The sequence below is a fragment of the Streptomyces sp. NPDC001204 genome (genome assembly GCF_053598035.1).
Window position 1 is genome coordinate 24,984 of sequence record NZ_JBSFJL010000044.1, and the last position, 25,885, is coordinate 50,868.

The window sequence follows — 25,885 nt, forward strand, 5'->3', positions numbered from 1 at the left end:
GCATGGTCCACCATGGACGCATGAGCGAGCCAACCAGGATTCCCGCCCCCGACGGGGTCGCCCCCGCCGCGCACTACTCCCATGTCGTCATGGGCACCGGCCGTTTCGTCGCGATCTCCGGCCAGGTCGCCCTGGACGAGAACGGCGAGTTCGTGGGCGAGGGCGACCCGGACGCGCAGGCCCGGCAGATCTTCGAGAACCTCCGCCGCTGCCTGGCCGCCGCCGGCGCGACCTTCGACAACGTCGTCAAGTTCACCTACTTCCTCACGGACACGGCCCACCTCCCGGCGATCCGCGCCGCCCGCACGGCTCACCTGGCCGACGACCGCCTGCCCGCCTCCTCCGCCGTTCAGGTCGCGGCCCTGGTCCGCCCCGAGTTCCTGATGGAGGTCGAGGCGTTCGCCGTACTGCCCGAGTGAGGTGCTCCCGTCGCACTTCCCGGGTGAGGTGTCTCCCTCACACCGCCCGAGTGACCCGGATGAGATGTCAACCGCGCGGCCGGGGCCCGGCCGTCGAGGCTCGCGTGCGGCCGCCGGACCCGTCCTCGTGCTCCCGCGGGTCCCGTCCGCTCACCCGGACTTCGGGATGCGGGCCAGGGCGTCGACCGCCCCCTGCGCCAGGGCCGGGTGGGCGAGGGCCTCGGTGAGGACGGGGCGGGCCCGGACGTCGCCCAGCGTGCCCAGGCCCTCCACACAGGCCAGGGCCACCCGGCGGTAGGGGTCGTGCGGGCGGAGCCGTCGTTCCAGCGTGGTGATCAGGGCGGGCACGGACTCCGGGGCCCGCAGTTCCACCAGCAGCCGTACCGGATGCAGCGCGTAGGCGACACGCAGCTCGTTGGTCGCCAGGGCCGCAGCGGCGCGGGCGGTGCGGGGATCGCCGAGCCGGGCCAGCGCGTACGCGGCACCTGCGCAGCGCGGCGGGTCGCGGTGGTTCAGCAGCAGCACCAGGGACTCGAAGGCCCGCCGGTCCCCCGCGAGGCCGAGGCGGAACGCGGCCAGCTCCCTGGCCCACAGCGGCTGCCCGGGCGCCGTGAGCACCTCGGCCAGCTCGCCCGGGTCCCGGGTGGCCACCAGATGCTCGTACGCCGCCGATCCGCCCGTCTCCTGCCGTAAGCGCTCCGTGAGCGATCGCAACTCTTCGTCCACGAGGGCCAGCCTAGGATCGTGACCCGCCACGCGGGACGTACATCACAAACTCGAGGAGACTCTGGGGGGTGGCGCGCTCGTTACCCACCGGTTAAGCTCATACGAGCGAGACACCCTCTCGCACCCTCTCGCAGTGGCCTGGTGACGCAGCCACCGCGAGTGTTGTCGGTTCGGTACCCCGAGTACCGCAGTACGACCCGGCTTCGGGACAGAGCCGGTCGGCTTCGCCGGGCGCACGGGCGCCCGCGGCGCATGGCACCGGGCGTGTGCGCATTCGGCCCGGCAGCACCCGCAACCCCTTCCTTCCGCACCCGTTGCGCCCGTCGGCGCATCCGGGGCGCGTTCCCAGTCGTCACTCTCATTCCTGGAGTCCCGCGATGGCCACTCCCCTCTCCGACATCTCCCTGTCCGCGCTGAAGACGATCGCCGTCGTCGGCCTCGGCACCATGGGCACCGGCATCACCGAGGTCCTGGCCCGCGCGGGCCGCGAGATCGTCGGCATCGACATCAGCGAGGCGGCGGCCGCCAGGTGCTTCGCCGCCCTGGAGAACTCCACCGCCCGCGCCGTGGAACGCGGGCGCCTGACCGACCGGGAGCGCACGGACGTGCTCGCCCGCGTGCGCACCTCCACCGACCTGGCCGCGGCGGCCGACGCCGACCTGGTCGTCGAGGTCGCGCCGGAGTCGTACGAGACCAAGCAGCAGATCCTGCGGGAACTGGACGGCATCGTGCGGCCGGGGGCGATCCTGGCCACCGGCACCAACGCCCTGTCGGTGACCCGCCTGGCCGCCGACTCGGCCCACCCGGAGCGGGTGCTCGGCCTGCACTTCTTCAACCCCGCGCAGGCCATGAGGCTGGTCGAGATCGTCTCCTCGGTGCTGACCGCCCCGCAGGCCGTCCAGGCGGTCACCGACCTCGCCCTCGAACTGGGCAAGGAGCCCGTCGCGGTCGGCGACCGGCCCGGATTCGTCGCCGACGGGCTGCTGTTCGGCTACCTCAACCAGGCCGCGGCGATGTACGAGGGGAGGTACGCCACCCGCGAGGACATCGACGCCGCGATGCGGCTCGGCTGCGGACTGCCGATGGGCCCGCTGGCGCTGCTCGACCTGATCGGCGTCGACACCGCGCGCACGGTCCTGGAGGCCATGTACGCCGAGTCGCGCGACCGGCTGCACGCCCCGGCGCCGATCCTGAAGCAGCTCAGCGAGGCCGGTCTGACGGGCCGCAAGGCGGGCCGCGGCTTCTACACCTACGAGGCCCCGGGCAGCGGCGCCGTCGTGCGGGACGCGCTGACCCCGCCGGCCGGTGACGTCCTCGCCCCCGGCCGCCCCGTGCGCTCCGTCGGCGTCGCCGGCTCGGGCACCATGGCCTCCGGCATCGCCGAGGTGTTCGCGAAGGCCGGGTACGAGGTCGTGCTGGCCGCCCGCAGCGCGGAGAAGGCGCAGGCCGCCAAGGCCCGTATCGGCAAGTCGCTTTCACGCTCTGTCGACAAGGGCCGGCTGACCGCCGAGGCCGCCGCGCGGACCCTGGACCGGATCACGGCGACCGGCACCCTCGACGACTTCGCCGAGGTGGACCTCGCCGTCGAGGCCGTCGCCGAGGACCTGCCGGTCAAGCAGCAGCTGTTCGCGGCGCTGGACAAGGTCTGCAAGCCGGGCGCGATCCTGGCCACCACCACCTCCTCGCTTCCCGTGGTCGCCTGCGCCCGCGCCACCTCGCGCCCGCACGAGGTGATCGGCATGCACTTCTTCAACCCGGCGCCCGCGATGAAGCTGGTCGAGGTCGTGCGCACGGTGCTGACGGAGGACGACGTCCACGCGACGATCCGCGAGGTCTGCGTCAGGATCAAGAAGCACGCCGTCGACTGCGGGGACCGCGCCGGCTTCATCGTCAACGCCCTGCTGTTCCCGTACCTCAACAACGCGGTCAAGATGGTGCAGGAGCACTACGCGTCCCTGGACGACATCGACGCGGCGATGAAGCTCGGCGGCGGCTACCCCATGGGCCCGTTCGAACTGCTCGACGTCGTGGGCCTGGACGTCTCGCTGGCCATCGAGAAGGTCCTGCACCGCGAGTTCCGCGACCCGGGCCTGGCCCCGGCACCGCTCCTGGAGCATCTGGTGGCCGCGGGCTGCCTCGGCCGCAAGACGGGCCGCGGCTTCCGCGAATATGCCCGGCGCTGACCGGTCCGGCGACCGGTTCGCGGACGGGCGGGAGTGGGGCGGCCTGCTGGAACCTGCGGCCGCTCCCCCGTCCACCGAGGACGGAGGAACCCGGGGACGTGCGCACCGGGCTGCGCGGATGCAGTACGTTCGGGTCATGCCCCAGCCCGCCAGGTCCACACGTACACCCGCCACGCCCGACGCGCCGGAGAGCGCCGCCGGCTCCCGCGCGGCCGCCCAACGGCTCAAGATGCGCCGGGAGCTGGCGGCCGCCGCGATGGAGCTGTTCGCGACCAAGGGGTACGAGGCGACCACGGTCGACGAGATCGCCGCGGCGGCCGGGGTCGCCCGCCGCACCTTCTTCCGGCACTTCCGTTCCAAGGAAGAGGCCATCTTCCCCGACCACGACGACACCCTGATCCGCGCCGAGGCCGTCCTCAACGCGGCCCCCGCGCACGAGCACCCGCTCGACACGGTGTGCCGGGGTATCAAGGAAGTCATGAAGATGTACGCGGCGCAGCCGGAGATCTCGGTCGCCCGCTACAAGCTGACCCGCGAGGTGCCCACGCTGCGCGAGGCGGAGATCGCCTCGGTGGCCCGCTACGAGCGCCTGTTCACGCGTTATCTGCTGGGCCACTTCGACGAGCGCGTGCACGCCGACGACGCCAACGACGACCCGCTGCTCGCGGAGGTCGCCGCCTCGGCCGTGGTCACCGCGCACAACCACGTGCTGCGGCGCTGGCTGCGGGCCGACGGCCAGGGAGACGTGGAGGCACAGCTCGACCACGCCTTCGCGATCGTGCGCAAGACGTTCGGCACCGGGATCGGGGCCGGCCGCGCCGCGGCGCCCGCGTCCGGCGCCGCGCCCTCGGCGGCGGTGTCCCAGCAGGGCGAGGTGCTGGTGGCGGTCGCCCGCACCGACGCCCCGCTGGAAGAGGTCATGCGCACCATCGAGGAGGCGCTGAAAGAGCGCTGACGAGCCTCGCGGCCACGAGAGCCAGGTACCGCCTGACGACCGCGAGAGCCGCGTACCGCCTCACGGCCACGAGAGCCGCGCAACCGACGGCCACCCCACGGGGTGGCCGTTTTTGCATGTCGGAGCCCCTTTTCGCCCGTCTCGGCGGCCCCGTTCGATCGATCATCGCTCATTTGTTGCGTAAAGTTTTCGCCTGAGCGAGAATTCTGGCACTCAGTGCCTTGCAAGGTGACACGCGGTGTCATACGTTGAAGATGTCCGGGCGGCCGGCACGCGGAGAACCGCACGCACGCCGGCTGTCCCAGCAAGCCGATGGCGGCTCGCACGCCCGGACGCCTGCGTCACAGGCAACCTCCCGCGCCACAAAGCGCTGCCGAAGCCCCACCCGCCGAACCGACGGCACCCGGCCGGACCGACGGCCCCCTCACCGCCCCCTCTGCAGCACCGACGTAACCCTCAGCGCCCCTCCCCCGGGGCGCTCGACGCCGGAGGCAACACCGTGACCGTGAAGGACATCCTGGACGCGATCCAGTCGCCGGACTCCACGCCCGCCGACTTCGCAGCCCTGCCACTGCCCGAGTCGTACCGCGCGATCACCGTGCACAAGGACGAGACGGAGATGTTCGACGGGCTCTCCACCCGCGACAAGGACCCGCGCAAGTCCCTGCACCTGGACGAGGTGCCGCTGCCCGAGCTGGGCCCGGGCGAGGCCCTGGTGGCCGTCATGGCCTCCTCGGTCAACTACAACTCGGTGTGGACCTCGATCTTCGAGCCGCTGTCGACGTTCGGCTTCCTGGAGCGATACGGCCGCACCAACGAGCTGGCCAAGCGGCACGACCTGCCGTACCACATCATCGGCTCCGACCTGGCCGGCGTCGTCCTGCGCACCGGCCCCGGCGTCAACGCCTGGCAGCCCGGTGACGAGGTCGTCGCGCACTGCCTGTCCGTCGAACTGGAGTCGAGCGACGGCCACAACGACACGATGCTCGACCCGGAGCAGCGCATCTGGGGCTTCGAGACCAACTTCGGCGGCCTCGCCGAGATCGCGCTCGTCAAGTCCAACCAGCTGATGCCCAAGCCCGGCCATCTGAGCTGGGAGGAGGCCGCCGCCCCCGGCCTGGTCAACTCCACTGCCTACCGCCAGCTGGTCTCCCGCAACGGCGCCGGCATGAAGCAGGGCGACAACGTGCTCATCTGGGGCGCGAGCGGCGGACTCGGCAGCTACGCCACGCAGTTCGCCCTCGCCGGCGGCGCGACCCCCGTCTGCGTCGTCTCCAGCGACCAGAAGGCGGACATCTGCCGCGCCATGGGCGCCGAGGCGATCATCGACCGCACCGCCGAGAACTACAGGTTCTGGAAGGACGAGCACACCCAGGACCCCAAGGAGTGGAAGCGCTTCGGCAAGCGCATCCGCGAACTCACCGGCGGCGAGGACGTCGACATCGTCTTCGAGCACCCCGGCCGCGAGACCTTCGGCGCGAGCGTGTACGTCACCCGCAAGGGCGGGACCATCGTCACCTGCGCCTCCACCTCGGGCTACACCCACGAGTACGACAACCGCTACCTGTGGATGTCCCTGAAGCGCATCATCGGCTCCCACTTCGCCAACTACCGCGAGGCCTGGGAGGCCAACCGCCTGATCGCCAAGGGCAGGATCCACCCGACGCTGTCCCGGGTCTACTCCCTGGAGGACACCAGGCAGGCGGCGTACGACGTGCACCGCAACCTGCACCAGGGCAAGGTCGGCGTGCTGTGCCTGGCGCCCGAGGAGGGCCTGGGCGTGCGCGACGAGCAGATGCGCGCCCGGCACATCGACGCCATCAACCGCTTCCGGAACATCTGAGAGGCGCACATGAGTGAGCGTCAGACACCGCGGGCGCACGCGGACAGAGACCGGCCGTGGCTCATGCGCACCTACGCCGGCCACTCCACGGCCGAGGCCTCCAACGAGCTGTACCGGCGCAACCTCGCCAAGGGCCAGACCGGTCTGTCGGTGGCGTTCGACCTGCCGACGCAGACCGGCTACGACCCCGACCACGTCCTCGCCCGCGGCGAGGTCGGCCGGGTCGGCGTGCCGGTCGCGCACCTCGGCGACATGCGCCGGCTGTTCCAGGACATCCCCCTGGAGCAGACGAACACCTCGATGACGATCAACGCCACGGCCATGTGGCTGCTGGCGCTCTACCAGGTCGTCGCGGAGGAGCAGGGCGCGGACATCACCAAGCTCCAGGGCACGACCCAGAACGACATCGTCAAGGAGTACCTGTCCCGCGGCACGCATGTCTTCCCGCCGGGCCCGAGCCTCCGGCTCACCACGGACATGATCGCGTACACGGTCTCCCACATGCCCAAGTGGAACCCGATCAACATCTGCAGCTACCACCTCCAGGAAGCCGGCGCCACACCGGTGCAGGAGATCGCGTACGCGATGTCCACCGCGATCGCCGTCCTGGACGCGGTGCGCGACAGCGGCCAGGTGCCGCAGGAGCGCATGGGCGATGTCGTCGGCCGCATCTCCTTCTTCGTGAACGCGGGCGTCCGCTTCGTCGAGGAGATGTGCAAGATGCGGGCGTTCGGCCGCGTCTGGGACCGGATCACCCGCGAGCGGTACGGCATCGAGGACCCCAGGCACCGCCGCTTCCGCTACGGCGTCCAGGTCAACTCCCTCGGCCTGACCGAGGCGCAGCCGGAGAACAACGTCCAGCGGATCGTCCTGGAGATGCTGGCCGTCACCCTCTCCAAGGACGCACGCGCGCGTGCCGTGCAGCTGCCGGCCTGGAACGAGGCCCTCGGCCTGCCCCGGCCCTGGGACCAGCAGTGGTCGCTGCGCATCCAGCAGGTGCTGGCGTACGAGTCCGACCTGCTGGAGTACGAGGACATCTTCGAGGGCTCGAAGGTGGTCGAGGCGAAGGTGGCGGAGCTGGTCGAGGCGGTCCTCGCCGAGATCGAGCACATCCAGGAGCTGGGCGGCGCGATGGCCGCCGTGGAGTCCGGTTACCTGAAGTCGCAGCTGGTCGCGTCGCACGCCGAGCGCCGGGCCCGGATCGAGTCGGGCCGGGAGAAGATCGTCGGCGTCAACATATTCGAGGGCACCGAGCCGAACCCGCTCACCGCCGATCTGGACACAGCGATCCAGACGGTCGACCCGGCGGTCGAGGCCCGCGTGACCGACTCGCTCCGGCACTGGCGCGACACCCGCTACCAGCCGCCGTTCAACCACCCGCGCCCCTGCAAGGCGCTGGAGCGGCTGAAGGAGGCGGCCAAGGGCGCCGGCAACCTCATGGAGGCCACGCTGGAGTGCGCCCGATCGGGTGTCACGACCGGCGAGTGGGCCGGGGCCCTGCGCGAGGTGTTCGGCGAGTTCCGGGCGCCCACCGGAGTGTCGTCGGCGCCGGTGGCCGTCACCGCCGAGGAGGGCTCGGCCCTGGCCGCGGTGCGCCGCACGGTGGAACTGACGGCCCGGGACCTCGGCGTCGGCAAGCTGCGCTTCCTGGTCGGCAAGCCGGGCCTGGACGGACACTCCAACGGCGCCGAGCAGATCGCCGTACGGGCCCGCGACGCCGGGTTCGAGGTGGTCTACCAGGGCATCCGGCTCACCCCCGAGCAGATCGTGGACGCGGCCCTCGCCGAGGACGTGCACGCGGTCGGCCTGTCCATCCTGTCCGGCTCGCACGCCCAGCTGGTGCCGGACGTGCTGGCGCGGCTGCGCGAGGCCGGCGCGGCCGACATCCCGGTGATCGCCGGCGGGATCATTCCGAACGGTGACGCCGAGCAGCTCAGGGCCGCGGGAGTGGCCGCGGTCTTCACCCCGAAGGACTTCGACATCACCGGGATCATCGGCCGTATCGTCGACGAGATCCGGAAAGCGAACAAGCTCGACCCACTGGAGGTCCCCGCATGACCGCCCACCCGTCGCCCACCACCACGCTTCCCACGGGCGGCTCCGCCGCACGGCCTTCTTTCGACCGCCTTCGTCCCCGGCGCTCCTGCCTGGCCGTACCGGGCTCGAACCCCCGTTTCCTGGAGAAGGCGCAGGGCCTGCCCGCCGACCAGGTGTTCCTCGACCTGGAGGACGCCTGCGCGCCGCTCGCCAAGCCGGAGGCGCGGCACACCATCGTCAAGTTCCTCAACGAGGGCGACTGGACGGGCAAGACCAGGGTGGTCCGGGTCAACGACTGGACGACCGAGTGGACGTACCGGGACGTCGTGACGGTGGTCGAGGGCGCGGGCCAGAACCTGGACTGCGTCATGCTGCCGAAGGTGCAGGACGCCCAGCAGGTCGTGGCGCTCGATCTGCTGCTGACGCAGATCGAGAAGACCATGGGCTTCGAGGTGGGCCGCATCGGCATCGAGGCGCAGATCGAGAACGCGCGGGGCCTGAACAACGTCAACGAGATCGCGCAGGCCTCCGAGCGCGTCGAGACGATCGTCTTCGGCCCCGCCGACTTCATGGCGTCGATCAACATGAAGTCGCTCGTCGTGGGCGAGCAGCCGCCCGGCTACCCGGCGGACGCCTACCACTACATCCTGATGAAGATCCTGATGGCCGCGCGCGCCAACGACCTCCAGGCGATCGACGGCCCCTACCTTCAGATCCGCAACGTCGACGGCTTCCGGGAGGTGGCGGGGCGGGCCGCCGCCCTCGGCTTCGACGGCAAGTGGGTGCTGCACCCCGGCCAGGTGGAGGCCGCGAACGAGGTCTTCTCGCCGTCCCAGGAGGACTACGACCACGCGGAGCTGATCCTGGACGCGTACGAGTACTGCACGTCCGAGGCGGGCGGCAAGAAGGGCTCGGCGATGCTCGGCGACGAGATGATCGACGAGGCCAGCCGCAAGATGGCGCTGGTCGTCGCGGGCAAGGGCCGCGCGGCGGGCATGCGGCGCACGTCGAAGTTCGAGATCCCGGAGGGCTGAGCGGCATGCAGTTCGGACGAACTTTCGAGGAGTTCGAGGTCGGGGCGGTCTACAAGCACTGGCCGGGCAAGACGGTCACGGAGTACGACGACCACCTGTTCTGCCTCCTGACCATGAATCACCATCCGCTCCACATGGACGCCAACTACGCCGAGAAGACGACCGACTTCGGCAAGAACGTCGTCGTGGGCAACTACATCTACTCCCTCCTGCTCGGCATGTCCGTCCCGGACGTCTCCGGCAAGGCGATCGCCAACCTGGAGATCGAGTCGCTCAGGCACGTGGCGCCGACCTTCCACGGCGACACGATCTACGGCGAGACGACCGTGCTCGACAAGCGGCCGTCGAAGTCGAAGAGCGACCGCGGCATCGTCCACGTCGAGACCAGGGGCTACAAGCAGGACGGCACGCTGGTGTGCACCTTCCGGCGCAAGGTGATGGTGCCGACCGAGACGTACACCAAGGAGCGCGGCGGCGAACAGCCGGGCCGCCCGCCCGTCTCCCACCACCACCCTCAAACGACGCCCCTGCGGGGCGGCACACCCAACTCGGAACCCAGGGAGCAGGGGAAGTAGGCCATGGCCCGACTCGCCCAGACCGCCGGTCTGACGGACGTGCAGCAGGAGATCGTCTCCACCGTCCGGGACTTTGTCGACAAGGAGATCATCCCGGTCGCGACCGAGCTGGAGCACCGCGACGAGTACCCGCAAGCGATCGTGGACGGCCTGAGGGAACTGGGCCTGTTCGGTCTGATGATCCCCGAGGAGTACGGGGGCCTGGGCGAGTCGCTGCTGACGTACGCGCTGTGCGTGGAGGAGATCGCCCGCGGCTGGATGTCGGTGTCCGGCATCATCAACACGCACTTCATCGTCGCGTACATGCTCAAGCAGCACGGCACGCAGGAGCAGAGGGACCACTTCCTGCCCCGGATGGCGGCCGGCGACATCCGCGGCGCCTTCTCGATGTCGGAGCCGGGCCTGGGCTCCGACGTGTCGGCGATCACCTCCAAGGCGGTCAGGGAGGGCGACGACTACGTTCTGACCGGCCAGAAGATGTGGCTGACCAACGGCGGCACCTCCTCGCTCGTCGCGGTCCTGGTCCGCAGTGACGAGGGTCACCCCGAAGGCACCGCGCCCCACAAGTCCATGACGACCTTCCTGGTGGAGAAGGAGCCCGGCTTCGGCGAGGTCCGGCCCGGCCTCACCATCCCCGGCAAGATCGACAAGATGGGCTACAAGGGCGTCGACACCACCGAGCTGATCATGGACGGGCTGCGCGTCCCGGCCGACCGGGTGCTCGGCGGCGCCACCGGCCGCGGCTTCTATCAGATGATGGACGGCGTCGAGGTCGGCCGCGTGAACGTGGCGGCCCGGGGCTGCGGCGTCGCCCAGCGCGCCTTCGAACTCGGCGTGGCCTACGCCCAGCAGCGCCACACCTTCGGCAAACCGATCGCGCAGCACCAGGCCATCCAGTTCAAGCTGGCGGAGATGGCCACCAAGGTCGAGGCCGCCCATGCGATGATGGTGAACGCGGCCCGCAAGAAGGACTCGGGCGAGCGCAACGACCTCGAGGCCGGCATGGCGAAGTACCTGGCCTCCGAGTACTGCAAGGAGGTCGTGGAGGACGCGTTCCGCATCCACGGCGGCTACGGCTTCTCCAAGGAGTACGAGATCGAGCGCCTGTACCGTGAGGCACCGATGCTGCTCATCGGTGAGGGCACCGCCGAGATCCAGAAAATGATCATCGGTCGCAGGCTGCTCGAAGAGTATCGGTTCCAGGGCTGAATGTCCGGCTACGGGGTGTTTTCTTCGAGAAGAAGATCACACCCCGTCAGCGGTGTTCGGCTGCCGACTCGGCAGCTCGGCTTACCCAGTTGTGGCCCTTAACCGCTACGATCGCGGAAAGCCGCCGTCCCCCGTCGAAAGCGCGGCATCATCCGCTACGAAGGTCATCCATGCCCCACAGCCAAACCTCTGCACATCGTGACAGCCTGGCCGGCGTACGCCTTGCGCGCGGAGCATCGCCGTGGCTTCTTCCGACCGTCGCCACCGCAGCCGTCAGCCTTCTGCGCGCCCGCCGCTCGGGTGCCGCCAAGGCCGTAGCCGTTCCCGCCACCGCGCTGGCGGCGGGGATGCTGTGGTTCTTCCGCGACCCCGAGCGCGAGATCGCCCAGGGCCGGGTCATCTCGCCCGCCGACGGTGTGGTGCAGAGCATCATGCCGTGGAAGGACGGCCGCACCCGCGTCGCGATCTTCATGAGCCCGCTGAACGTCCATGTCAACCGCGCCCCGCTCTCCGGCACGGTCACCTCGGTCGAGCACGTCCCCGGCGGGTTCGTTCCGGCTTTCAACAAGGAGAGCGAGAACAACGAGCGGGTCGTCTGGCACTTCGACACCGAGCTCGGCGACATCGAGATGGTCCAGATCGCCGGCGCGGTGGCCCGCCGCATCGTCCCCTACATCCCGTCCGGCACCAAGGTCGAGCAGGGCGAGCGGATCGGTCTGATCCGTTTCGGTTCGCGCGTCGACCTGTACCTGCCCGAGGGTGTGGACGTCGCGGTCGAGGTCGGCCAGAAGACCGTGGCTGGGGTGACTCGCATTGACCGTCATTGATCCCGAGACCCAGGCCGGCTGGGTGCCGGAGGCGGACGAGGTGGACGAAGAGGAGGAGATGCCCCTCTCGTTGCGCCTGTCGATAGCGGACACCCTCACCCTGGGCAACGCGACCTGCGGCTTCATGGCGGTGTACTTCACCACCACCGGCATCCTGATCCCGCACCTGACCGGCAACGACGAGTCGGCGGGCATGGCCCGGCACAGCGCTGCCACGGCGGTCATCCTGATGCTGTGCGCGGCGGTCTTCGACCTGTTCGACGGCCTGGTCGCGAGGAAGCTGCGCTCCTCCCCCATGGGCGCGGAGCTGGACAACCTCTCGGACCTGATCAGCTTCGGCCTGGCCCCGGCGTACTTCGTCCTCGTCTACGGCATGGTCGCGGACGACGCCCACCAGAGGGTGGCGGCCCTCGGCGCGATCGTGGTGCTGCTGGCGGTGGTCCTCCGGCTCGCGAGATTCTCCTGCGTGACGCTGAAGGACGGCATGTTCCAGGGCATGCCCTCCCCCTTCGGCGCGTTGACGGTGGTCTCGATCGTCCTCCTCGAGCTGCCCTTCGTGGCCACGCTGCTGGCCATCCTCGGCACCGCGTGGCTGATGGTGAGCCGCGTGGAGTACCCGAAGCCGAGGGGCCGCCTGGCGGTGGCCATGCTGTCCTGGATCGTCCTGTCCATGGGCCTCCTGGCAGCCTGGGCCTTCGACGCCCCGAGCGGCCAGCTCCTCCTCCAGACCGGCTGCGCCCTGCAACTGGTCATGGGCGCGGTGATCCCCCTGTTCGCCACGGCCCGCCGAGTGAACAACTTCCGCGACAACCGCCGCGAGGCACGGGCGGCCCAGCCGTAGCGCTCCGCTGAGGCCGCCGAATGGGGAGGGCCCCGAACCGTTGGGTTCGGGGCCCTCCCCATTCCCATGTTCTTGTGACGGGACACGGCGGGGCCTCCGGGGGGCGGGACCGTGGGGCGGAGGGGGCACGAGGGCGGGGGGAGGTGTCGAGTAGCCGGTAGGGGTGTGGGTGCAGGGGCAGGGGCGCATCCCAGCCGGGGCTGCGGGGCGGCGGGGCCGCGGAGGAACGCCTCAGCCGGGGCTGCGGGGCCGCGGAGGAACGCCTCAGCCGGGGTCGCAGGGCGGCAGCCTGGGTGGGGCGCTGGGGCGCAGGGCAGAATCCCGCCGCGGTGCAGGGGCAGAGCCCCGCCGGGGTGCTGGGGTGCAGGGGCGCAGCCCCGCTGGGGTCTGGGGCGCAGCCCCGCTGGGGTCTGGGGCGCAGCCCCGCTGGGGTCTGGGGCGCAGCCCCACCGCCCCAGCCGCGCAGGCCCCCGCCCCGTCACCCCAGACAGTCACGCCCGATCCGCTCAGCCACCCGCTCAAGGATCCGCCCCGCATCCGCAATGCACTTCGCCACGTCCGGCTCGACCTCGGTCAGGGCATACGCCCGCCGGATCCCCGCACGCTCCAGAACCTCCGGCTCCAGCGCCAGCCGCCCACAGACCGCGACGACATCCTTCCCCGCCGCCCGCGCCGCCGCCGCGACCCCGGCCGGAGCCTTCCCGTGCAGCGTCTGCTCGTCCAGGGAGCCCTCACCGGTGATCACCAGCGAGGCCCGCTCCAGCGCGGGGGCGAACCCCAGCACATCGAGCATGACCTCGATCCCCGCCCGGAACCGCGCCCCGAGCAGCATCGCCCCGAACCCGATACCACCCGCCGCGCCCGCACCCGGCGACGCCGCGTACTCGGCCGCCCGGTTCCCGGCCCCGCCCACTCCCTCCAGCACCTTCGCGAAGTGCGCGAGCGCAGCGTCCAGCGTCGACACGTCCTCCGCCGAGGCGCCCTTCTGCGGGCCGTAGACCGCCGGCGCGCCCTTCGGCCCGGTCAGCGGATTGTCGACGTCGCTCGCGAGCACCAGCTCCACCGCGGCGAGCCGCGGGTCGAGCCCGGACAGGTCCGCCCGGACGAGTTCCGCCAGTCCCCCGCCGCCGGGCGGAATCGGCTCCCCGTCCGCGTCCAGGAACCGCGCCCCGAGCGCGGCCAGCATCCCCGCGCCCCCGTCCGTCGTCGCGCTCCCGCCGACGCCGAACACGATCGTGCGCGCCCCCGCGTCCAGCGCGGCCCGCAGCAGCTCCCCGGAGCCGTACGTGGACGCCGTGAGCGGCGCGAACACACCGGCCGGCAGCCGCTGCAACCCGCTGGCCTCGGCCATCTCCACGACCGCCGTGTCGCCGCGCAGCGCGAACGCGGCCGTCACCTCGTCCCCGAGGGGACCCGCGACCCGTACCTCCCGGCGCTCGAACCCGGCCGCGACCGCCGCGTCCACGGTCCCGTCGCCGCCGTCGGCGACGGGCAGCGCCTCCACCTCCACGTCCGGCACGACCCGGCGCAGCCCGGCCGTCACGCGCTCGGCGACCTGCACGGCCGTCAGCGAGCCCTTGAACTTGTCCGCGGCAACCAGCACCCTCCGGGTGCCTCGCACTGCAGCGTCCGCCACCTTGACATCCCCTTGCTCTCCGGGGCCCCGCACGTCAGGGCCAGTCGCGCCGCTGCGACCTTAACCGGCGACCGCCCCCGCCGTCATGCCCCGCCCGGCCCCTGAGAAGCCCCTGACGTGCTCGTGAACCCCGAGGACGTACCCGTGAACCCCGAGCGGCCGCCCCCGGAATCCGGTAGACCGGTTCCCATGACCGCTGTGGACACCGCCGTGGACACCGGACCAGCGCTCGCCGACCGCATCCTCGGCGGCTGGCTGGGCCGGATCGCCGGCAACATGCTCGGCAAGCCGGTGGAGCAGGGCGACGTGTGGACGCGCGACCGCATCGACCGCTACCTGCGCGCCGCCGACGCGCTGCCGCTCACCGACTACCTGCCCGAGCCGGCCGGCGACGACGACCCGCCGCTGCGCCCCGAGTGGCCGAGCTGCGTCCGCGGCCGCGTCCACGGCAGCTGCCGCGACGACGACGTCGACTACGCGATCCTGGGCCTCGACCTCCTGGAGACGCACGGGTTCGGCTTCACCACCGAGCAGGTCGGCGAGCTGTGGCTGCGGCGCCTGCCGTACCTTCAGACGTTCACCGCGGAGCGAGCCGCGTACCGCAATCTCGCGAACGGGCTCAAGCCGCCCCTGACGGCCACGTACGACAACCCGTACCAGGAGTGGATCGGCGCCCTGATCCGCGCCGACATCCACGGCTGGACCAGCCCCGGCGACCCGCGCCGCGCCGCCTCGCTGGCCCGCCGCGACGCGGTGCTGTCGCACACCGGCAACGGCGTCTACGGCGCCATGTGGGCGGCGGCATTGATCGCGGCGGCCTTCACCGCGCCCACCGTCCGCGCCGCCGTCGACACCGCGCTGACGTTGATCCCGGTCGGCAGCCGCCTGGCCCGCACGGTGCGCCGGGCCCTCGCCCTGCACGAGGCCGGCCTGCCCTGGGAGGACGCGCTCGACACGCTCGCGGAGGAGACCGCCGGTCTCGGCTGGATCCACACGGTGCCGAACGCCGCCGTCATCACCACCGGCCTGCTCTACGGCGGGGGCGACTTCACCCGCACCATCGCGCTGACCGTCCGCGCCGGCCTGGACACCGACTCCAACGGCGCGACGGCCGGCTCGGTGGCCGGCGTCATGACGGGTGCGGCGGCCGTCCCCGCCCAGTGGAAGGACCCCCTCGAGGACACGGTCCGCAGCGCGGTCTTCGGCTTCGACGGCGTCCGCATCGGCGAACTCGCCGAGCGCACCCTGCGTCTGGCCCGCCTCGACACCTGACAGGACCGACCCGCAGGACCCGCTTCGCGCCGGCTCCTGCAACGGCATGGTGCGTTCCGTCCGCCCTCATCGCACTTCTCCACAACATGAACACACCGCGGTCACCAATCTGCACCACACGCGGACTCTCGCCGCGCGGGCCGGGATCCTGGTCCGGCAATGGTTCCACCAGCCCTGACGGTCGGCAGAAACCAGGAGAACACCATGACTCTCATCCGTGTGCGCCGAGGCTCGGCACTGCTGTCCACGACCCTGCTCGCGGTCCTCGGCCTGGCCGGCTGCGGCGGCTCCGGCGAGAAGGCGCCCGCCGCCGGCTCCGCGCCTTCCGCGACCGCCTCACAGGGGGGCGCCGCCCCCTCCGCTCCGTCGAAGAAGGCCCCGGCGAACCCGTGCGCGCTCATCTCCCTTCAGGAGGCCCAGGAACTGGGAGGCACGTCCGTCGAGGGCGAGAAGAGCGAGGACACCGCGGGCGGCTGCAGATACACCCACGAGGGGGTACCGATCGCGTCCACGATCCAGGGGGACGAGGCCCGGCAGTTCATGGACGACATGCTCCGGGCAGCCGACCGCAAGCCGCTCACCGGCATCGGCGACGAGGCGACCGCCTACGACGACAAGGACCACGGAACGTTCGGGCTCCTGTTCCGCTCGTCGGGCACCTGGGTCGCGATGACCGTGGTGGCGGACCGGGCCGACAACGACCGGCGCCTGGAGGAGCTGGCCCGCAAGGTCGCCGCCCGGATGTGACCACGCCGGTCGCCGGTCCCGGTGCCCCGGGCGCGGGGCCGGCGACGCGGTGCGTCGCACCGGCTGCCACGAGGCTCGTTACCCTTCTTGGATGACCACCGCGGACTACGCCACGTACATCGCCGGCCTTCCCCGGGTCCTCGCCGCTGCCGCCTGCGTCTTCCGTGACGCGGAGGGCCAGGTGCTTCTCGTCGAGCCGAACTACCGGGACGGGTGGACGCTGCCCGGCGGCACCGTCGAGTCCGACGACGGGGAGACTCCGCGCCAGGGCGCGCGCCGCGAGACGCGCGAGGAGATCGGGCTCGACCGCGAGCCGGGGCGGCTGCTCGTCGTGGACTGGGTGCCCGGCACCGCACGGCCGCCGCTGGTGGCGTACCTCTACGACGGCGGGTTCCTCACCGACGACGACCTCAAGGCGATCCGCCTCCAGGAGGAGGAACTGCTGTCCTGGCGCCTGGTCGCCCGCGACGAACTCGCCGCCCACCTCCCCGGCGCCCTGGGCCGCCGCGTCCTGACCGCCCTCGACGTCCTGACCGACGACACGGGCGCGGCGGAACTGGAGAACGGCCACCGCCCCGGATGACCACCGGACGACTCCCGTCCAGGCCGGGCGAATATCCGTTCGCCCGCCCCCTCCCTCCGCCCTACCCTCGGCCCCATGACCAAACCCCTCGTCGCCATCCTCAGCGGAGCCGGTATCTCCACCGAACAGAGCATTGGCGGAAGTAACCTCGCGCCATGACCGATGACCTGGTACAGCGAGCGCACTGGGGTGACCTGGAAGGACAGAACTGGGCGGCGTTGGTCCGACTCTCCCTCGAAGCGGAGGACGAGGAGTTATCCGCGTCGTCCGCCAAAAGGCAGCCGGATCAAGCGTCCGACAGCGGCACGAAGTGGCGTCCGGCCACGGGCCGGGACATCAAGAGCCGGGAAGAGCAGGAGAAGGACGCCCGCCGGTTCGTCGAAAGCCGCGGAGGCCGACACGTCTACACGTACGAGGAACCCGACACGTCGGCGTGGAAGCGCAAGAGGGTACGGCAGCCGGACGGAACGATCTCCTACCGCGTGATACGCCCAGTGTTCGAGGGAGCGCTGGAAGACCTGAAGCGCGGAACAACGCCCGACGGCCAGCGACTGGACGGCCTGATCGTCTACGACATCGATCGTCTGACGCGCGACAACCGGCATCTTGAAGACGCCATCGAGGTGGTGGAGAACTTCCGCCGCCCGATCATCGACATCACCGGCACCCTCGACCTTCTCACCGACAACGGCCGAACGGTCGCGCGTCTGCTGGTGACCGTGGCCAACAAATCGAGCGCCGACACAGCCCGACGAGTTCGACGCAAACACCAAGCGTTGCAGCAGGCAGGAATCCCGACGGGCAGCACCCGCCCGTTCGGCTACAAGGAGGACAAGCGGCAGCTTGACCCCAAGGAGGCCGCTGCACTTCGAAAGGCCGTCGAGCGCATTCTCACCGGAGCGTCCCCCAGGACGATCGCAGCCGACTGGAACAAGCAGGGCATCACCACGACGCGGGGCAACAAGTGGAGCAAGGAGACCGTGAAACAGGTACTCCGTAACCCCCGGATCTGCGGTTACCGCTCAAGGAAGGTCCGGGAGTTCAACCCGGAGAGCGGGACCGAGAGCGTCAGGGTTGAACCCGTCCTCGATGACGATGGAGAACCGGTCAAGGGCCAGTGGGACCCGATCATCTCGGTGGCCGACTGGGAGGCCGTCACCGAATTCATCGGCAAGTCCCCTGAGCCCGGCGACGCGTACAACGTCCGGAAGTACCTGGGGACAGGCACGCTGCGGTGTGACAAGAACGGGTGCGGAGGCCGCTTGCGCGCGATGAAGGCGCCGGCGAGCCGGAACAAGCCCGAAGGGTTCTTCTACTACACCTGCCCCGACAAGCGGAGCGGTTACGGCTGCGGCGGGATCCGTATCTCCGGCCCGGAGACCGACCGTGCGCTCAAGATGCTCGTGATCGCCAAGTACGAGGAGGAGGCCCAGGAGCGGGAAGCGACGTCGGTTCCCGAAGAGTGGGGCGGCGAAGAAGAGCTTGCCCGAATCCGGGAAGACATTGCCGACTGGACAGAGCAGCGGGAGCAACGGCTCGTCAGTAAGGAACGCTTCTTCGCGTTCTTGGCGAAGGCGGAGGCGACGGAACGTCGACTGGTCAACGAGCGTAACGAGTGGCGCCGCCGCGTACTGCGCGCGGCAGGACAACCAATCGACCTACGCCGCGTGTGGGACGATCTCGACTTCGTAGAGCAGCGCGCGTACGTGGAAAAGACGCTCTTGACGGTCCTGGTCGGTCCAGCGGTCAGGCCTGGCGGCCCGGTCTGGAACCGGCTCACACCCATCTATCGAGGCGAGGACTAAGGGCTGTCCCGCAATGATCGCGGAGTCCGGGGCAGAGCTCCCCGACGGGCTGAGGACAGGCTCAGCCGGTGGCTTGTGAAGTACCCAAAGAACGGGCGAAGTTGGCAAGAGACCGGAAGTCGTCCTCTCTCAGGCCAATCCGCGGGTTGACGTGGTGCAGAAGGCCACGTGCGCGGTGGTGGGTGGTCACGTACGCCTGGTCCAGGTCACTCTGTTCGTCGTCCACCCACGCGAAGGCGCGGCCGTTGGCGTAGTCCACCAGGGGAGCAGTCTTCCAGTGAACTCCGTCGGGACGGTCTTGAAGCAAGACGTCACGGAAGTCGACGAAGGGGAGTTCGGGAAGGCCGAGCACCGGGGCAATCCACCGATTGGCATCCGCCATCCATGTGGTGGCCCAGCACAGCTCGTAGTCGAGCCGAAGCAGGTCCCGTCCGTGCTCTGGGTTGAGCCAGACCCGCAGGGGCCGCTGACGGAACGAGAGTGCTCGGTGTTCCTCTGGGGCCCCGCCGTCTCGCGGCACTCTTAGGGTGGTGTAGCCGGCGGGACGCTTCTCCGGCTTGGCCGCGTAAGGGTTGAGGGGCCCGTCCACATCGAGGAACAAGAGTGGTCGGCTCACAGTCTCCCCCTGCCATGCTCATCATCGGCTGCGCCGGTGGAAGCGTAGCTGCCGCACCCCAGCCGACCGCGTTCACCCCGACTCGAAGATCGATTACGGGACAACGCTTAGGCAGTGAACTCAAGATCGAACGCTACTTTGTGACGATTGTGGCGCCGGACACCGTCGATCCCGCACTTACCACCCAGCCGGATGCGATCCATTCCTGGCACCGGTGGACCATCACCGACATCCACAGGGCCTCAAAGACGATCTACCCTGTCGGACGACTTGTGCGGCTTGCTCACGCACGACGGGTTCACGCAGCTTCGCATAGATCATTTCGCAGGCGAGCCGGCTTGCCTCCGACCGAGTGCTCCTTGGTCCGGATCGCGAGCTCGGGGCCGAGGGTGACGTCGGTGATGCCGAGTTCCTCGCGGAGTCCCCTATGCTCACGAGGCAGTTGGTATGAACAGTCCATTTTCGGGGGAGCTGAGCCGCATGGCCGACGAGATCAAGTACGAGTACAAGACTGTGCGGACAGTTCGCGGGACCGACGGCCTGGTGATCTCGAAGATGCAGAAGGACGGCTGGGAGCTCGTCGAACAGGCCCAGGGCACGTTTCGCTCCACCCTCGACTTCCGCCGGCCGAAGAAGCCGTTGCCGTGGCCCCTGATCGGCGCGGCGGCCGGTGTCCTCGTGATCCTGGCCATCGTCATCGGTACCGCCTCCGCACTCAGCGGCGGAGACGAGAAGAAGGACGAGTCGGACAAGCCGGCGGCCGCCGCGAGCGAGAAGCCTTCCGCCACGCCGACCCCGGCCGCGGCCGAGTCGGCTGCCACTGAGGTGATCACGACTCGGAACAACCCGGAGTTCGCGGCGCTGCTGAAGACGGGGGACACGTGCGACGAAGCGAACCTGGACTTCGCGACCAGGCACAAGGGCCGGACGGTCGCCTTCAACGGATCGATCGCGGACATGGCGCCCCACGGTGACTACGACACCCGCTACGACTTCCTCCTGGGCCCGGGCGACAAGGGACCGAACACGGCGGTCGGCCCGAGTTTCAAGTACGAGGACGTCAACATCTTCGACCTGAGACTGACCGGCAAGAAGATCCCCGCCACCGTCGGCGTAGGCGACAAGTTCCGCTTCGTCGCCGAGGTGGGCGAATTCAACGCGGACCAGTGCCTCTTCTTCCTCCACCCAGTCTCGACGGAAATCCGGTAGTCAAGATGGGCAGACGCGTCATCACGGACCAGCGTCCCCGTGTCCCGTGGATCACTGCGTGAGGTAATCGATCCATGAGCTACTTCATGTACGACGTCAGGGGCGGGACGGTCGACGAGCCTGATCCGGAGATGATGAGGCGAGTGCTCGATGGTTTGGCGCAAGCCGATGACGAGCACCCCGACGTGTCGCTCACCCATGAGAGCGGGTGGTGCCTCAGCGTCTTCGGCGGCGGTCTGCTGGTCTGGGAGAACCCGGATGACGACTCGGTGAATCCGGGGGAGATGCGCAATGTCGCCCGCAAGGAGATACTCCGGCTCTTCGGACTGCTGGCGGCGGGTAACATCGCATCGATTGAGGAGCTTCCCTGGCAGCGGTGAACGGCCGCGCAACCTGCCCCTGGACCCCACGTCGGATCAAACGACCATCTGATCCACGGGACACTTCCTAATGGACGCTACGGCACCGGCATTGGGCCCGCTACGGCGCACGCTTGCCGGAATGGGCCCGAGTCGTTCTCACCTCAAGACCAAGGATCGCGTTCACTTGCCGCCATCGGGTATCCGACCACTTGGGAGCCTTGCGCGCGTGCTCTCTGGCCCACTCCCATCCGGCGGCTTCTGTGCTCTCACGTCTCGCCGTCAGCGGTCCGCCTCCCCCTGTGCAGCCGACCGCTCGTCTCGGAGAACTTCGCGCAACTGAGCAAGGTCGTCGGCAATTCCGGCGGCGATAAGTGCGGCGCCGGAGGTGTGTCCGGAACCGACGTAACGCCAGTGCCCTTCGGTGACCACGTCGGGCACGTCGGCGTGACCCATGTGGTGGGCGCGTTCGGCGCGGAGTGCCGCGTAGGTAGTCGAGTAGGCGCGGGATTTGGTGAGGATGTGGCCCCGGTAGCCGAGGGCGTGAGCCCAGGCCCGGAGCCGGAGTGGTGCGTACTCGGGCAGGCTGCCCAGGCGCCAGCATTGGCGCATGAGGGCACGGACGTGTCTGCTCACGGGCGCCAACTCGATGTCGCCCCAGGTCGAGAGCACGTGGTCGAGGCCGGCACCAGTCTCACTTGCACCCTTGGTCACGTACTTGGCCACGTATGCGGCGACCGCGTCATCGTCGGGTCCGTCGCCGTCGGCGCGTAGTGGCCGGGCGTCGACCTGGGCGCCCCAGCGCAAGGCCAGCTCGCCTACGGCCGGGCTGTAGGGGGTGCGGACCAGGACCCGCCGGGCGGAGGTGCGCACGGCGTCGATGAGCAGGTCTGAGGTGGCCCAGGTCGGGGGTTCATCGTTGGGTCCGTTCGGTCCGTCGAGGCGGACGACGGCGTGCACGTGGACGGCCGCTCGCTTCTGGTACTCGGCGACACGGGCGAAGGACAGCCGGGCGTGGTGGGCGAACTGGGACTGTACGAGGCCGGCTGAGGTGGCGAGGCGCCGCCGGACGTCGATGACGAACCGGTCCCAGAGCTTGGAGGCGTGTGCGTGCCACAGCACGTGGGCGGTGTAGTCGTAGCAGTCGGCGCACAGGGGTTGGCCGACAGTCGGTGCGTCCGGAGCGTGGACGGCGCCGCAGCCGAGGGGCTGGCCGTGTTCGCAGGTTCCGCCGTCGCGACGGGGGCGGCACAACTCCTCGGCTCGATGGACGGGGCCGAAGGAGGGGGCGGTGAGGGTAACGAAGAGGCGGGGGCGGTGGCGGACGGTGGCGGGGATGTTCTTGCCGCCGAGGAGGCCGGTGCGGACTAGGTGGTAGGTGTCTCCGGCGTGGAGTCGGGAGCAGGCCGGGCAGATGGTGACGCGTCGGTTGCGGCAGCGGACGAGAAGGCGTTCGCCGGGCTCGTTGCGGGTGTCGTAGTGGTGAAGGATCTCGCCGGTCGCACCGTCCAGGGTGGTGGTCGAGCCGGTGAGGTGGACGGGGTGAGTACAGCCGCCAGTGGCGGTGATCTGCTCCAGCCAGCGGGCGAACTTGGGATCTTGGGCGAGGCGGATGGCGTCACGGTCCGCTTCGGGGAGCTGACGCAGGCGCGCCGCGCGGTCGAGAGCGGCGCGCCTGTCAGCCGGGGTGATCTGCGGGGTGATGGTGGTGACCTTCCGGGGTGGGCCGCCGTAGCGGCCGGGTGGGTGGTGGGTGGTGCGCTGTGGTTCATGGGGATCGCCTCCGTTGCGTGGTCGGGTCGGATGGGGGTGGGGTTAGCGGATGGTTCCGGTGCCTCGGCAGACGCGGCAGCGCCGCTGTCGTCCGGTCCAGGTGCGGCGGGCTCCGTCGCCCTTGCACTGGGGGCACCTCACGCGGGGCATGGGCATGCGGGTGTGTCCTTTCAGCTCAGGCGTGGGAGAAGCCGTTGATCAGCCAGGTGACGAGGCCGTGGATGGTGAAGAACACGGGGGTCTGGCCGAGGTAGACGCCGAAGAGGCCGACGCAGACCGCTTCCCAGGCGCGGACGTCGCGGGAGCGGACGAGGAGGACGGTGATGATCCCGAAGATCACCGCGAACGTGAACGCCGTACCTTCGCCGATCACTTGGCCTCTCCTTCCAGCGCCTCAAGGGCACGGTTCAGGCCGGGCAGATCCGGGGTGAGGGCTGCGTACTTGCGGGCCGTCGCTACGGCCTCTTGTGTCGGGGTGAGGTGGGTGCGGGCGCGGCTCCAGCCGCCGTCCGGTCCGGTGCACACGGCCACCCCGCGTTCTTCCGCTGTGATCGACTGGGCGACGGCCACGGCGTCCTTGTTCAGGTCGCCGAGGGTCATCTCGGCGGTGCCTGGGTCGTTGACGCGGTGGCAGATACGGCCGCTGAGCTGGGCCCGCAGGGCGGTGACGCCGGGGCCGAGGTCGGAGCCGACGCGTTGGCCGGCAACGATCAGGTGCAGACCGAGCGCGGCCCCGAGTTGGGCGAGCCGGAGCAGGAGCGTGGAGCACTGGTCTGCTTCTGCCTTGCTCTCGCGGGTGCCGTCGGACAGGTACAGTTCGGCGATCTCGTCGACGATGACGACGACCGGCACCGGCCGCAGTTTCTCGGGTAGCTCCCAGATCGAGCGGACACCGGCGGACCGGCAGGAGCTCATCCGGTCCTGCATGTCGACCACCAGGGCGGAGAGCACGACGACCGCTTCCCTGCGGCAGGTGGCCAGCGCGCTGAGCCGTCCGGCGAACAGGCCGAGTTCCATGCCGCCTTTGCAGTCGATGCCGACCAGGGCGACGGGCTGAGTTGCCAACTGGGTGATCAGCCGGGCCAGCAGGGTGGACTTGCCCGAGCGGGTTGCCCCGGCGATGAGCCAGTGCGGCACGAGCCGCAGGTTCATCACCCACGCCCCGCCGGACTCCAGCACGCCTATCAGTGCGGAGAGGGGTTCGGCCGGTGCCGTGGCTAAGCCGGGCCGCTCCAATGGATCGGTGGCCGTCGCGGTCAGCAGGACGAGCCCGCGTTCCGGCGAGGTGACCCGCACGGCGTGCACCTTCCACGCGTGCACGAACGCGTCGGCTGCCTTCAGGTACATGGCTGGGGTCTGGCCCGCGTGCAGGCGCACGATCACGGCCAGGCCCATGCGGGTGGCGCGTGGGAAGGAGACCCGCGGAGCCACCGGCCGCAACGGGTCCCCCTTCACCACCAGGTCCCCGAGCAGCCCGCGCGGCGGACGGCGGGAGACGGCGAGGTCGTTGAGCATGGCGACCTTGCGCCAGGTGAACGCCACCCGGCACGCGGTGGCCGGGTAGCCCACGAGGTACCAATGCCAGGCCGGACGGTGCCGGCGCATCAGGTCACCGACGACGAGCACCCAGGCCAGCACGGCCAGGGCGAAGGCGAGAAGGATCGGCCCCATCAGGCGCCACCGCCCTTGGCGTGCGCCGGGCCGGGCACCGGGGTGATGGCGTCGGCGCGGAAGCTGACGCCGTGGCGGTCGCCCATCGACCAGACGAACGCGGTCAGCCCGGTGACCTTGACGATCTGCCCTTCCTCGATGCCCTTGGGCTCACCGGTCACGGCGATCTCGATGACGGAGATCCGCCGCCGGTCCTGCCGCACGGTGACCGCGACGGTGTAGACGGGGTTGCCGTCCCGGTCCTTCTTCACCTCCTGTGTCTCGGGGTTGCTGATCTTCGCTTCGGGCGCGATGGCGCACCGCAGTACGCCCAGCCGCGTCGTGTCCACGGGAATGGACTGCATGTCTTTGGCCTCCCTGGCCACTCAGGACGCCAGTAATGTACTGACGTCACTTGTCCTTACGAGTTACGACTATGGAGTTCTGTACGGCGAGAGCGCAACTACTTATGCTGACGAGTGATGTCGCGCGTGCGACGTGCCTACGACCACGACCCGGAGATGTCGAGATGACCGAGATCCAGCGCCCAGGAGCCCTCTACCAGCAGGTGGCCGCAGCGATCAGGGAAGCGATCCTCACGGGCGAGTTCGCCCCCGACTCCCTGCTTCCGTCCGAGGCTCAGCTCATGGCCCGCTACGGCGTCTCCCGCCCCACGGTCCGCAACGCGATCGCCGCACTGCGCGCGGAAGGGCTGATCGATGTCCGGCACGGCAAGGGCAGCTTCGTACGCTCCGACGGCCAGCCGGCCCTCACCCTGGAGCGGCGCATCAGCAGCACCGGCGAGGGCAAGTTCGTCATGCCCAACGGCGACGTATGGCAGGAGGCCGAGGAGCCGAGCACCTACCGCACCCACACCGCCAAGGACACCGGCCGACTGCTTCAACTCGGCGAGGAAGAGGCCCTGTTCGGCTGCGACCGGCTGCTCACCGACCCCAGCACCGGGACGCGCGCCATGCACCGCACGCTGATCCCCTTCGAGATCGCCGGGGCTGTCCCCCTGCTGGGTGAGGAGCCGTGTAAGCCTGCGGCAGCGATCTACTGGGTGCTCACCCAGGCCGGACACAAGCTGTCGTGGACCGAGACGGTACGCGCCCGCATGCCACTGCCCGACGAGCGCGCCACGCTCCAGCTCCCCGACGCGACCCCGATCCTGCACATGGCCCGCGTCACCCACGGAACCGACGACCGCCCCCTGATCCTCGAAGAACTGCGCATCGGCGCGGACCGAGCCGAACTCGCCTACCGGATCACCGCCGACAAACAGCCCGCCCGACGCGCCCGCGCCTGAACAACCGGCATCGGTCGAAACAACCTTCACTTCCTCAAGGGCGCGCCTGCGGCGCGCCGGGCCGCCCGGCCGCCCCGGCCGGGCGTGCGGCGTGGCCGCCGGTCCCGTCCGGTCGCCGGACGCCCCACGCCGCAGCCAGCCGGAGAAGTCGCAGCGTCGACCGGCCGTCGCAGGCCGGGGTGTGGGGGGCTGGGGGTCGCCGGCCTCCGAGACTTTACGCAGCTCCCATGGGGCGAGCCTCGAAGAACAGGGGGCCCATCGGGCACAACCGCGGGCA

The 25,885-nt window shown here is 70.1% G+C and carries 24 protein-coding genes; 17 read left to right on the forward strand and 7 right to left on the reverse strand.

What is annotated here, in order from left to right:
• Positions 1–20: 20 nt before the first annotated feature.
• The gene (locus ACWC91_RS37510) at positions 21–419 is read left to right on the forward strand and encodes a RidA family protein (protein WP_225078184.1); all 399 of its coding nucleotides are present in this window, start codon (positions 21–23) and stop codon (positions 417–419) included.
• A 150-nt stretch (positions 420–569) separates the two neighbouring features.
• On the opposite strand, the gene ACWC91_RS37515 is transcribed toward ACWC91_RS37510, so the two are convergent.
• Positions 570–1,145 carry an adenylosuccinate lyase gene (locus ACWC91_RS37515; protein ID WP_281156607.1) on the reverse strand — a complete coding sequence of 192 codons (576 nt, stop codon included), beginning with the start codon at positions 1,143–1,145 and terminating at the stop codon, positions 570–572.
• A gap of 377 nt (positions 1,146–1,522) precedes the next feature.
• Here ACWC91_RS37515 and ACWC91_RS37520 point away from each other — a divergent pair, with 377 nt between their 5' ends.
• The 9 genes from ACWC91_RS37520 (at position 1,523) to pssA (ending at position 12,649) form a co-directional block, all read left to right on the forward strand.
• Positions 1,523–3,328, forward strand: a complete 1,806-nt coding sequence (locus ACWC91_RS37520; protein ID WP_225078186.1) for a 3-hydroxyacyl-CoA dehydrogenase family protein — start codon at positions 1,523–1,525, stop codon at positions 3,326–3,328.
• Positions 3,329–3,464: 136 nt separating this feature from the next.
• Positions 3,465–4,283 (forward strand): TetR family transcriptional regulator, encoded by an 819-nt coding sequence (locus ACWC91_RS37525; protein WP_376505175.1) that lies wholly within the window; start codon positions 3,465–3,467, stop codon positions 4,281–4,283.
• Between the two features lie 505 nt (positions 4,284–4,788).
• The gene (ccrA, locus tag ACWC91_RS37530; protein ID WP_450641723.1) at positions 4,789–6,126 is read left to right on the forward strand and encodes a crotonyl-CoA carboxylase/reductase; all 1,338 of its coding nucleotides are present in this window, start codon (positions 4,789–4,791) and stop codon (positions 6,124–6,126) included.
• 9 nt (positions 6,127–6,135) lie between these two features.
• Complete coding sequence (locus ACWC91_RS37535; protein WP_450641707.1) at positions 6,136–8,184, forward strand: protein meaA; 2,049 nt, start codon at positions 6,136–6,138, stop codon at positions 8,182–8,184.
• On the forward strand, positions 8,181–9,197 hold the full coding sequence (locus ACWC91_RS37540; RefSeq protein ID WP_225078189.1) for an HpcH/HpaI aldolase/citrate lyase family protein: 1,017 nt from the start codon (positions 8,181–8,183) through the stop codon (positions 9,195–9,197). The genes ACWC91_RS37535 and ACWC91_RS37540 overlap by 4 nt, the downstream gene beginning before the upstream one ends.
• 5 nt (positions 9,198–9,202) lie before the next feature.
• Complete coding sequence (locus ACWC91_RS37545) at positions 9,203–9,772, forward strand: MaoC family dehydratase (RefSeq protein WP_225078190.1); 570 nt, start codon at positions 9,203–9,205, stop codon at positions 9,770–9,772.
• A gap of 3 nt (positions 9,773–9,775) precedes the next feature.
• Positions 9,776–10,981, forward strand: a complete 1,206-nt coding sequence (locus ACWC91_RS37550) for an acyl-CoA dehydrogenase family protein (protein WP_225078191.1) — start codon at positions 9,776–9,778, stop codon at positions 10,979–10,981.
• A gap of 170 nt (positions 10,982–11,151) precedes the next feature.
• A complete protein-coding gene (locus ACWC91_RS37555) occupies positions 11,152–11,808 on the forward strand; it encodes a phosphatidylserine decarboxylase (protein WP_281156604.1) in 657 nt (218 codons plus the stop codon).
• 22 nt (positions 11,809–11,830) lie between these two features.
• Complete coding sequence (gene pssA / locus ACWC91_RS37560; protein ID WP_100566767.1) at positions 11,831–12,649, forward strand: CDP-diacylglycerol--serine O-phosphatidyltransferase; 819 nt, start codon at positions 11,831–11,833, stop codon at positions 12,647–12,649.
• A 478-nt stretch (positions 12,650–13,127) separates the two neighbouring features.
• On the opposite strand, the gene ACWC91_RS37565 is transcribed toward pssA, so the two are convergent.
• The gene (locus tag ACWC91_RS37565) at positions 13,128–14,270 is read right to left on the reverse strand and encodes a glycerate kinase (protein WP_450641721.1); all 1,143 of its coding nucleotides are present in this window, start codon (positions 14,268–14,270) and stop codon (positions 13,128–13,130) included.
• Positions 14,271–14,474: 204 nt separating this feature from the next.
• On the opposite strand from ACWC91_RS37565, the gene ACWC91_RS37570 reads away from it, so the two are divergent.
• The 4 genes from ACWC91_RS37570 to ACWC91_RS37585 all read left to right on the forward strand — a co-directional run bounded on the left by ACWC91_RS37570 (position 14,475) and on the right by ACWC91_RS37585 (position 18,692).
• Positions 14,475–15,557 carry an ADP-ribosylglycohydrolase family protein gene (locus tag ACWC91_RS37570; protein WP_450641705.1) on the forward strand — a complete coding sequence of 361 codons (1,083 nt, stop codon included), beginning with the start codon at positions 14,475–14,477 and terminating at the stop codon, positions 15,555–15,557.
• Between the two features lie 204 nt (positions 15,558–15,761).
• Entirely contained in the window at positions 15,762–16,304 is a 543-nt protein-coding gene (locus ACWC91_RS37575) for a DUF3558 family protein (protein ID WP_225078194.1), read from the forward strand.
• A 91-nt stretch (positions 16,305–16,395) separates the two neighbouring features.
• Positions 16,396–16,887 (forward strand): NUDIX domain-containing protein, encoded by a 492-nt coding sequence (locus tag ACWC91_RS37580; RefSeq protein WP_225078195.1) that lies wholly within the window; start codon positions 16,396–16,398, stop codon positions 16,885–16,887.
• A gap of 155 nt (positions 16,888–17,042) precedes the next feature.
• Positions 17,043–18,692: a recombinase family protein gene (locus tag ACWC91_RS37585; protein WP_450641704.1), complete on the forward strand. Its 1,650-nt coding sequence runs from the start codon at positions 17,043–17,045 to the stop codon at positions 18,690–18,692.
• Positions 18,693–18,753: 61 nt separating this feature from the next.
• On the opposite strand, the gene ACWC91_RS37590 is transcribed toward ACWC91_RS37585, so the two are convergent.
• Positions 18,754–19,308 carry a hypothetical protein gene (locus ACWC91_RS37590; RefSeq protein WP_225078197.1) on the reverse strand — a complete coding sequence of 185 codons (555 nt, stop codon included), beginning with the start codon at positions 19,306–19,308 and terminating at the stop codon, positions 18,754–18,756.
• A 480-nt stretch (positions 19,309–19,788) separates the two neighbouring features.
• Between ACWC91_RS37590 and ACWC91_RS37595 the strand changes: the two genes are divergently transcribed.
• Together ACWC91_RS37595 and ACWC91_RS37600 are read left to right on the forward strand one after the other, a co-directional pair.
• Complete coding sequence (locus tag ACWC91_RS37595) at positions 19,789–20,517, forward strand: DUF4839 domain-containing protein (RefSeq protein WP_450641703.1); 729 nt, start codon at positions 19,789–19,791, stop codon at positions 20,515–20,517.
• Positions 20,518–20,591: 74 nt separating this feature from the next.
• Positions 20,592–20,897: a hypothetical protein gene (locus tag ACWC91_RS37600; RefSeq protein ID WP_450641702.1), complete on the forward strand. Its 306-nt coding sequence runs from the start codon at positions 20,592–20,594 to the stop codon at positions 20,895–20,897.
• Between the two features lie 261 nt (positions 20,898–21,158).
• Here ACWC91_RS37600 and ACWC91_RS37605 read toward each other — a convergent pair whose 3' ends face one another.
• From ACWC91_RS37605 to ACWC91_RS37620, 4 genes are all read right to left on the reverse strand, one after another.
• Positions 21,159–22,523, reverse strand: a complete 1,365-nt coding sequence (locus tag ACWC91_RS37605) for a replication initiator (protein WP_450641719.1) — start codon at positions 22,521–22,523, stop codon at positions 21,159–21,161.
• A 301-nt stretch (positions 22,524–22,824) separates the two neighbouring features.
• Positions 22,825–23,022, reverse strand: a complete 198-nt coding sequence (locus tag ACWC91_RS37610) for a hypothetical protein (RefSeq protein ID WP_225078200.1) — start codon at positions 23,020–23,022, stop codon at positions 22,825–22,827.
• A complete protein-coding gene (locus tag ACWC91_RS37615; RefSeq protein ID WP_450641700.1) occupies positions 23,019–24,320 on the reverse strand; it encodes an FtsK/SpoIIIE domain-containing protein in 1,302 nt (433 codons plus the stop codon). The genes ACWC91_RS37610 and ACWC91_RS37615 overlap by 4 nt, the downstream gene beginning before the upstream one ends.
• Positions 24,320–24,664 (reverse strand): SCO3933 family regulatory protein, encoded by a 345-nt coding sequence (locus tag ACWC91_RS37620; protein WP_450641699.1) that lies wholly within the window; start codon positions 24,662–24,664, stop codon positions 24,320–24,322. Before ACWC91_RS37620 ends, ACWC91_RS37615 begins: the two co-directional genes overlap by 1 nt.
• A gap of 164 nt (positions 24,665–24,828) precedes the next feature.
• On the opposite strand from ACWC91_RS37620, the gene ACWC91_RS37625 reads away from it, so the two are divergent.
• Positions 24,829–25,608, forward strand: a complete 780-nt coding sequence (locus tag ACWC91_RS37625) for a GntR family transcriptional regulator (protein ID WP_450726240.1) — start codon at positions 24,829–24,831, stop codon at positions 25,606–25,608.
• Positions 25,609–25,885: the final 277 nt, after the last annotated feature.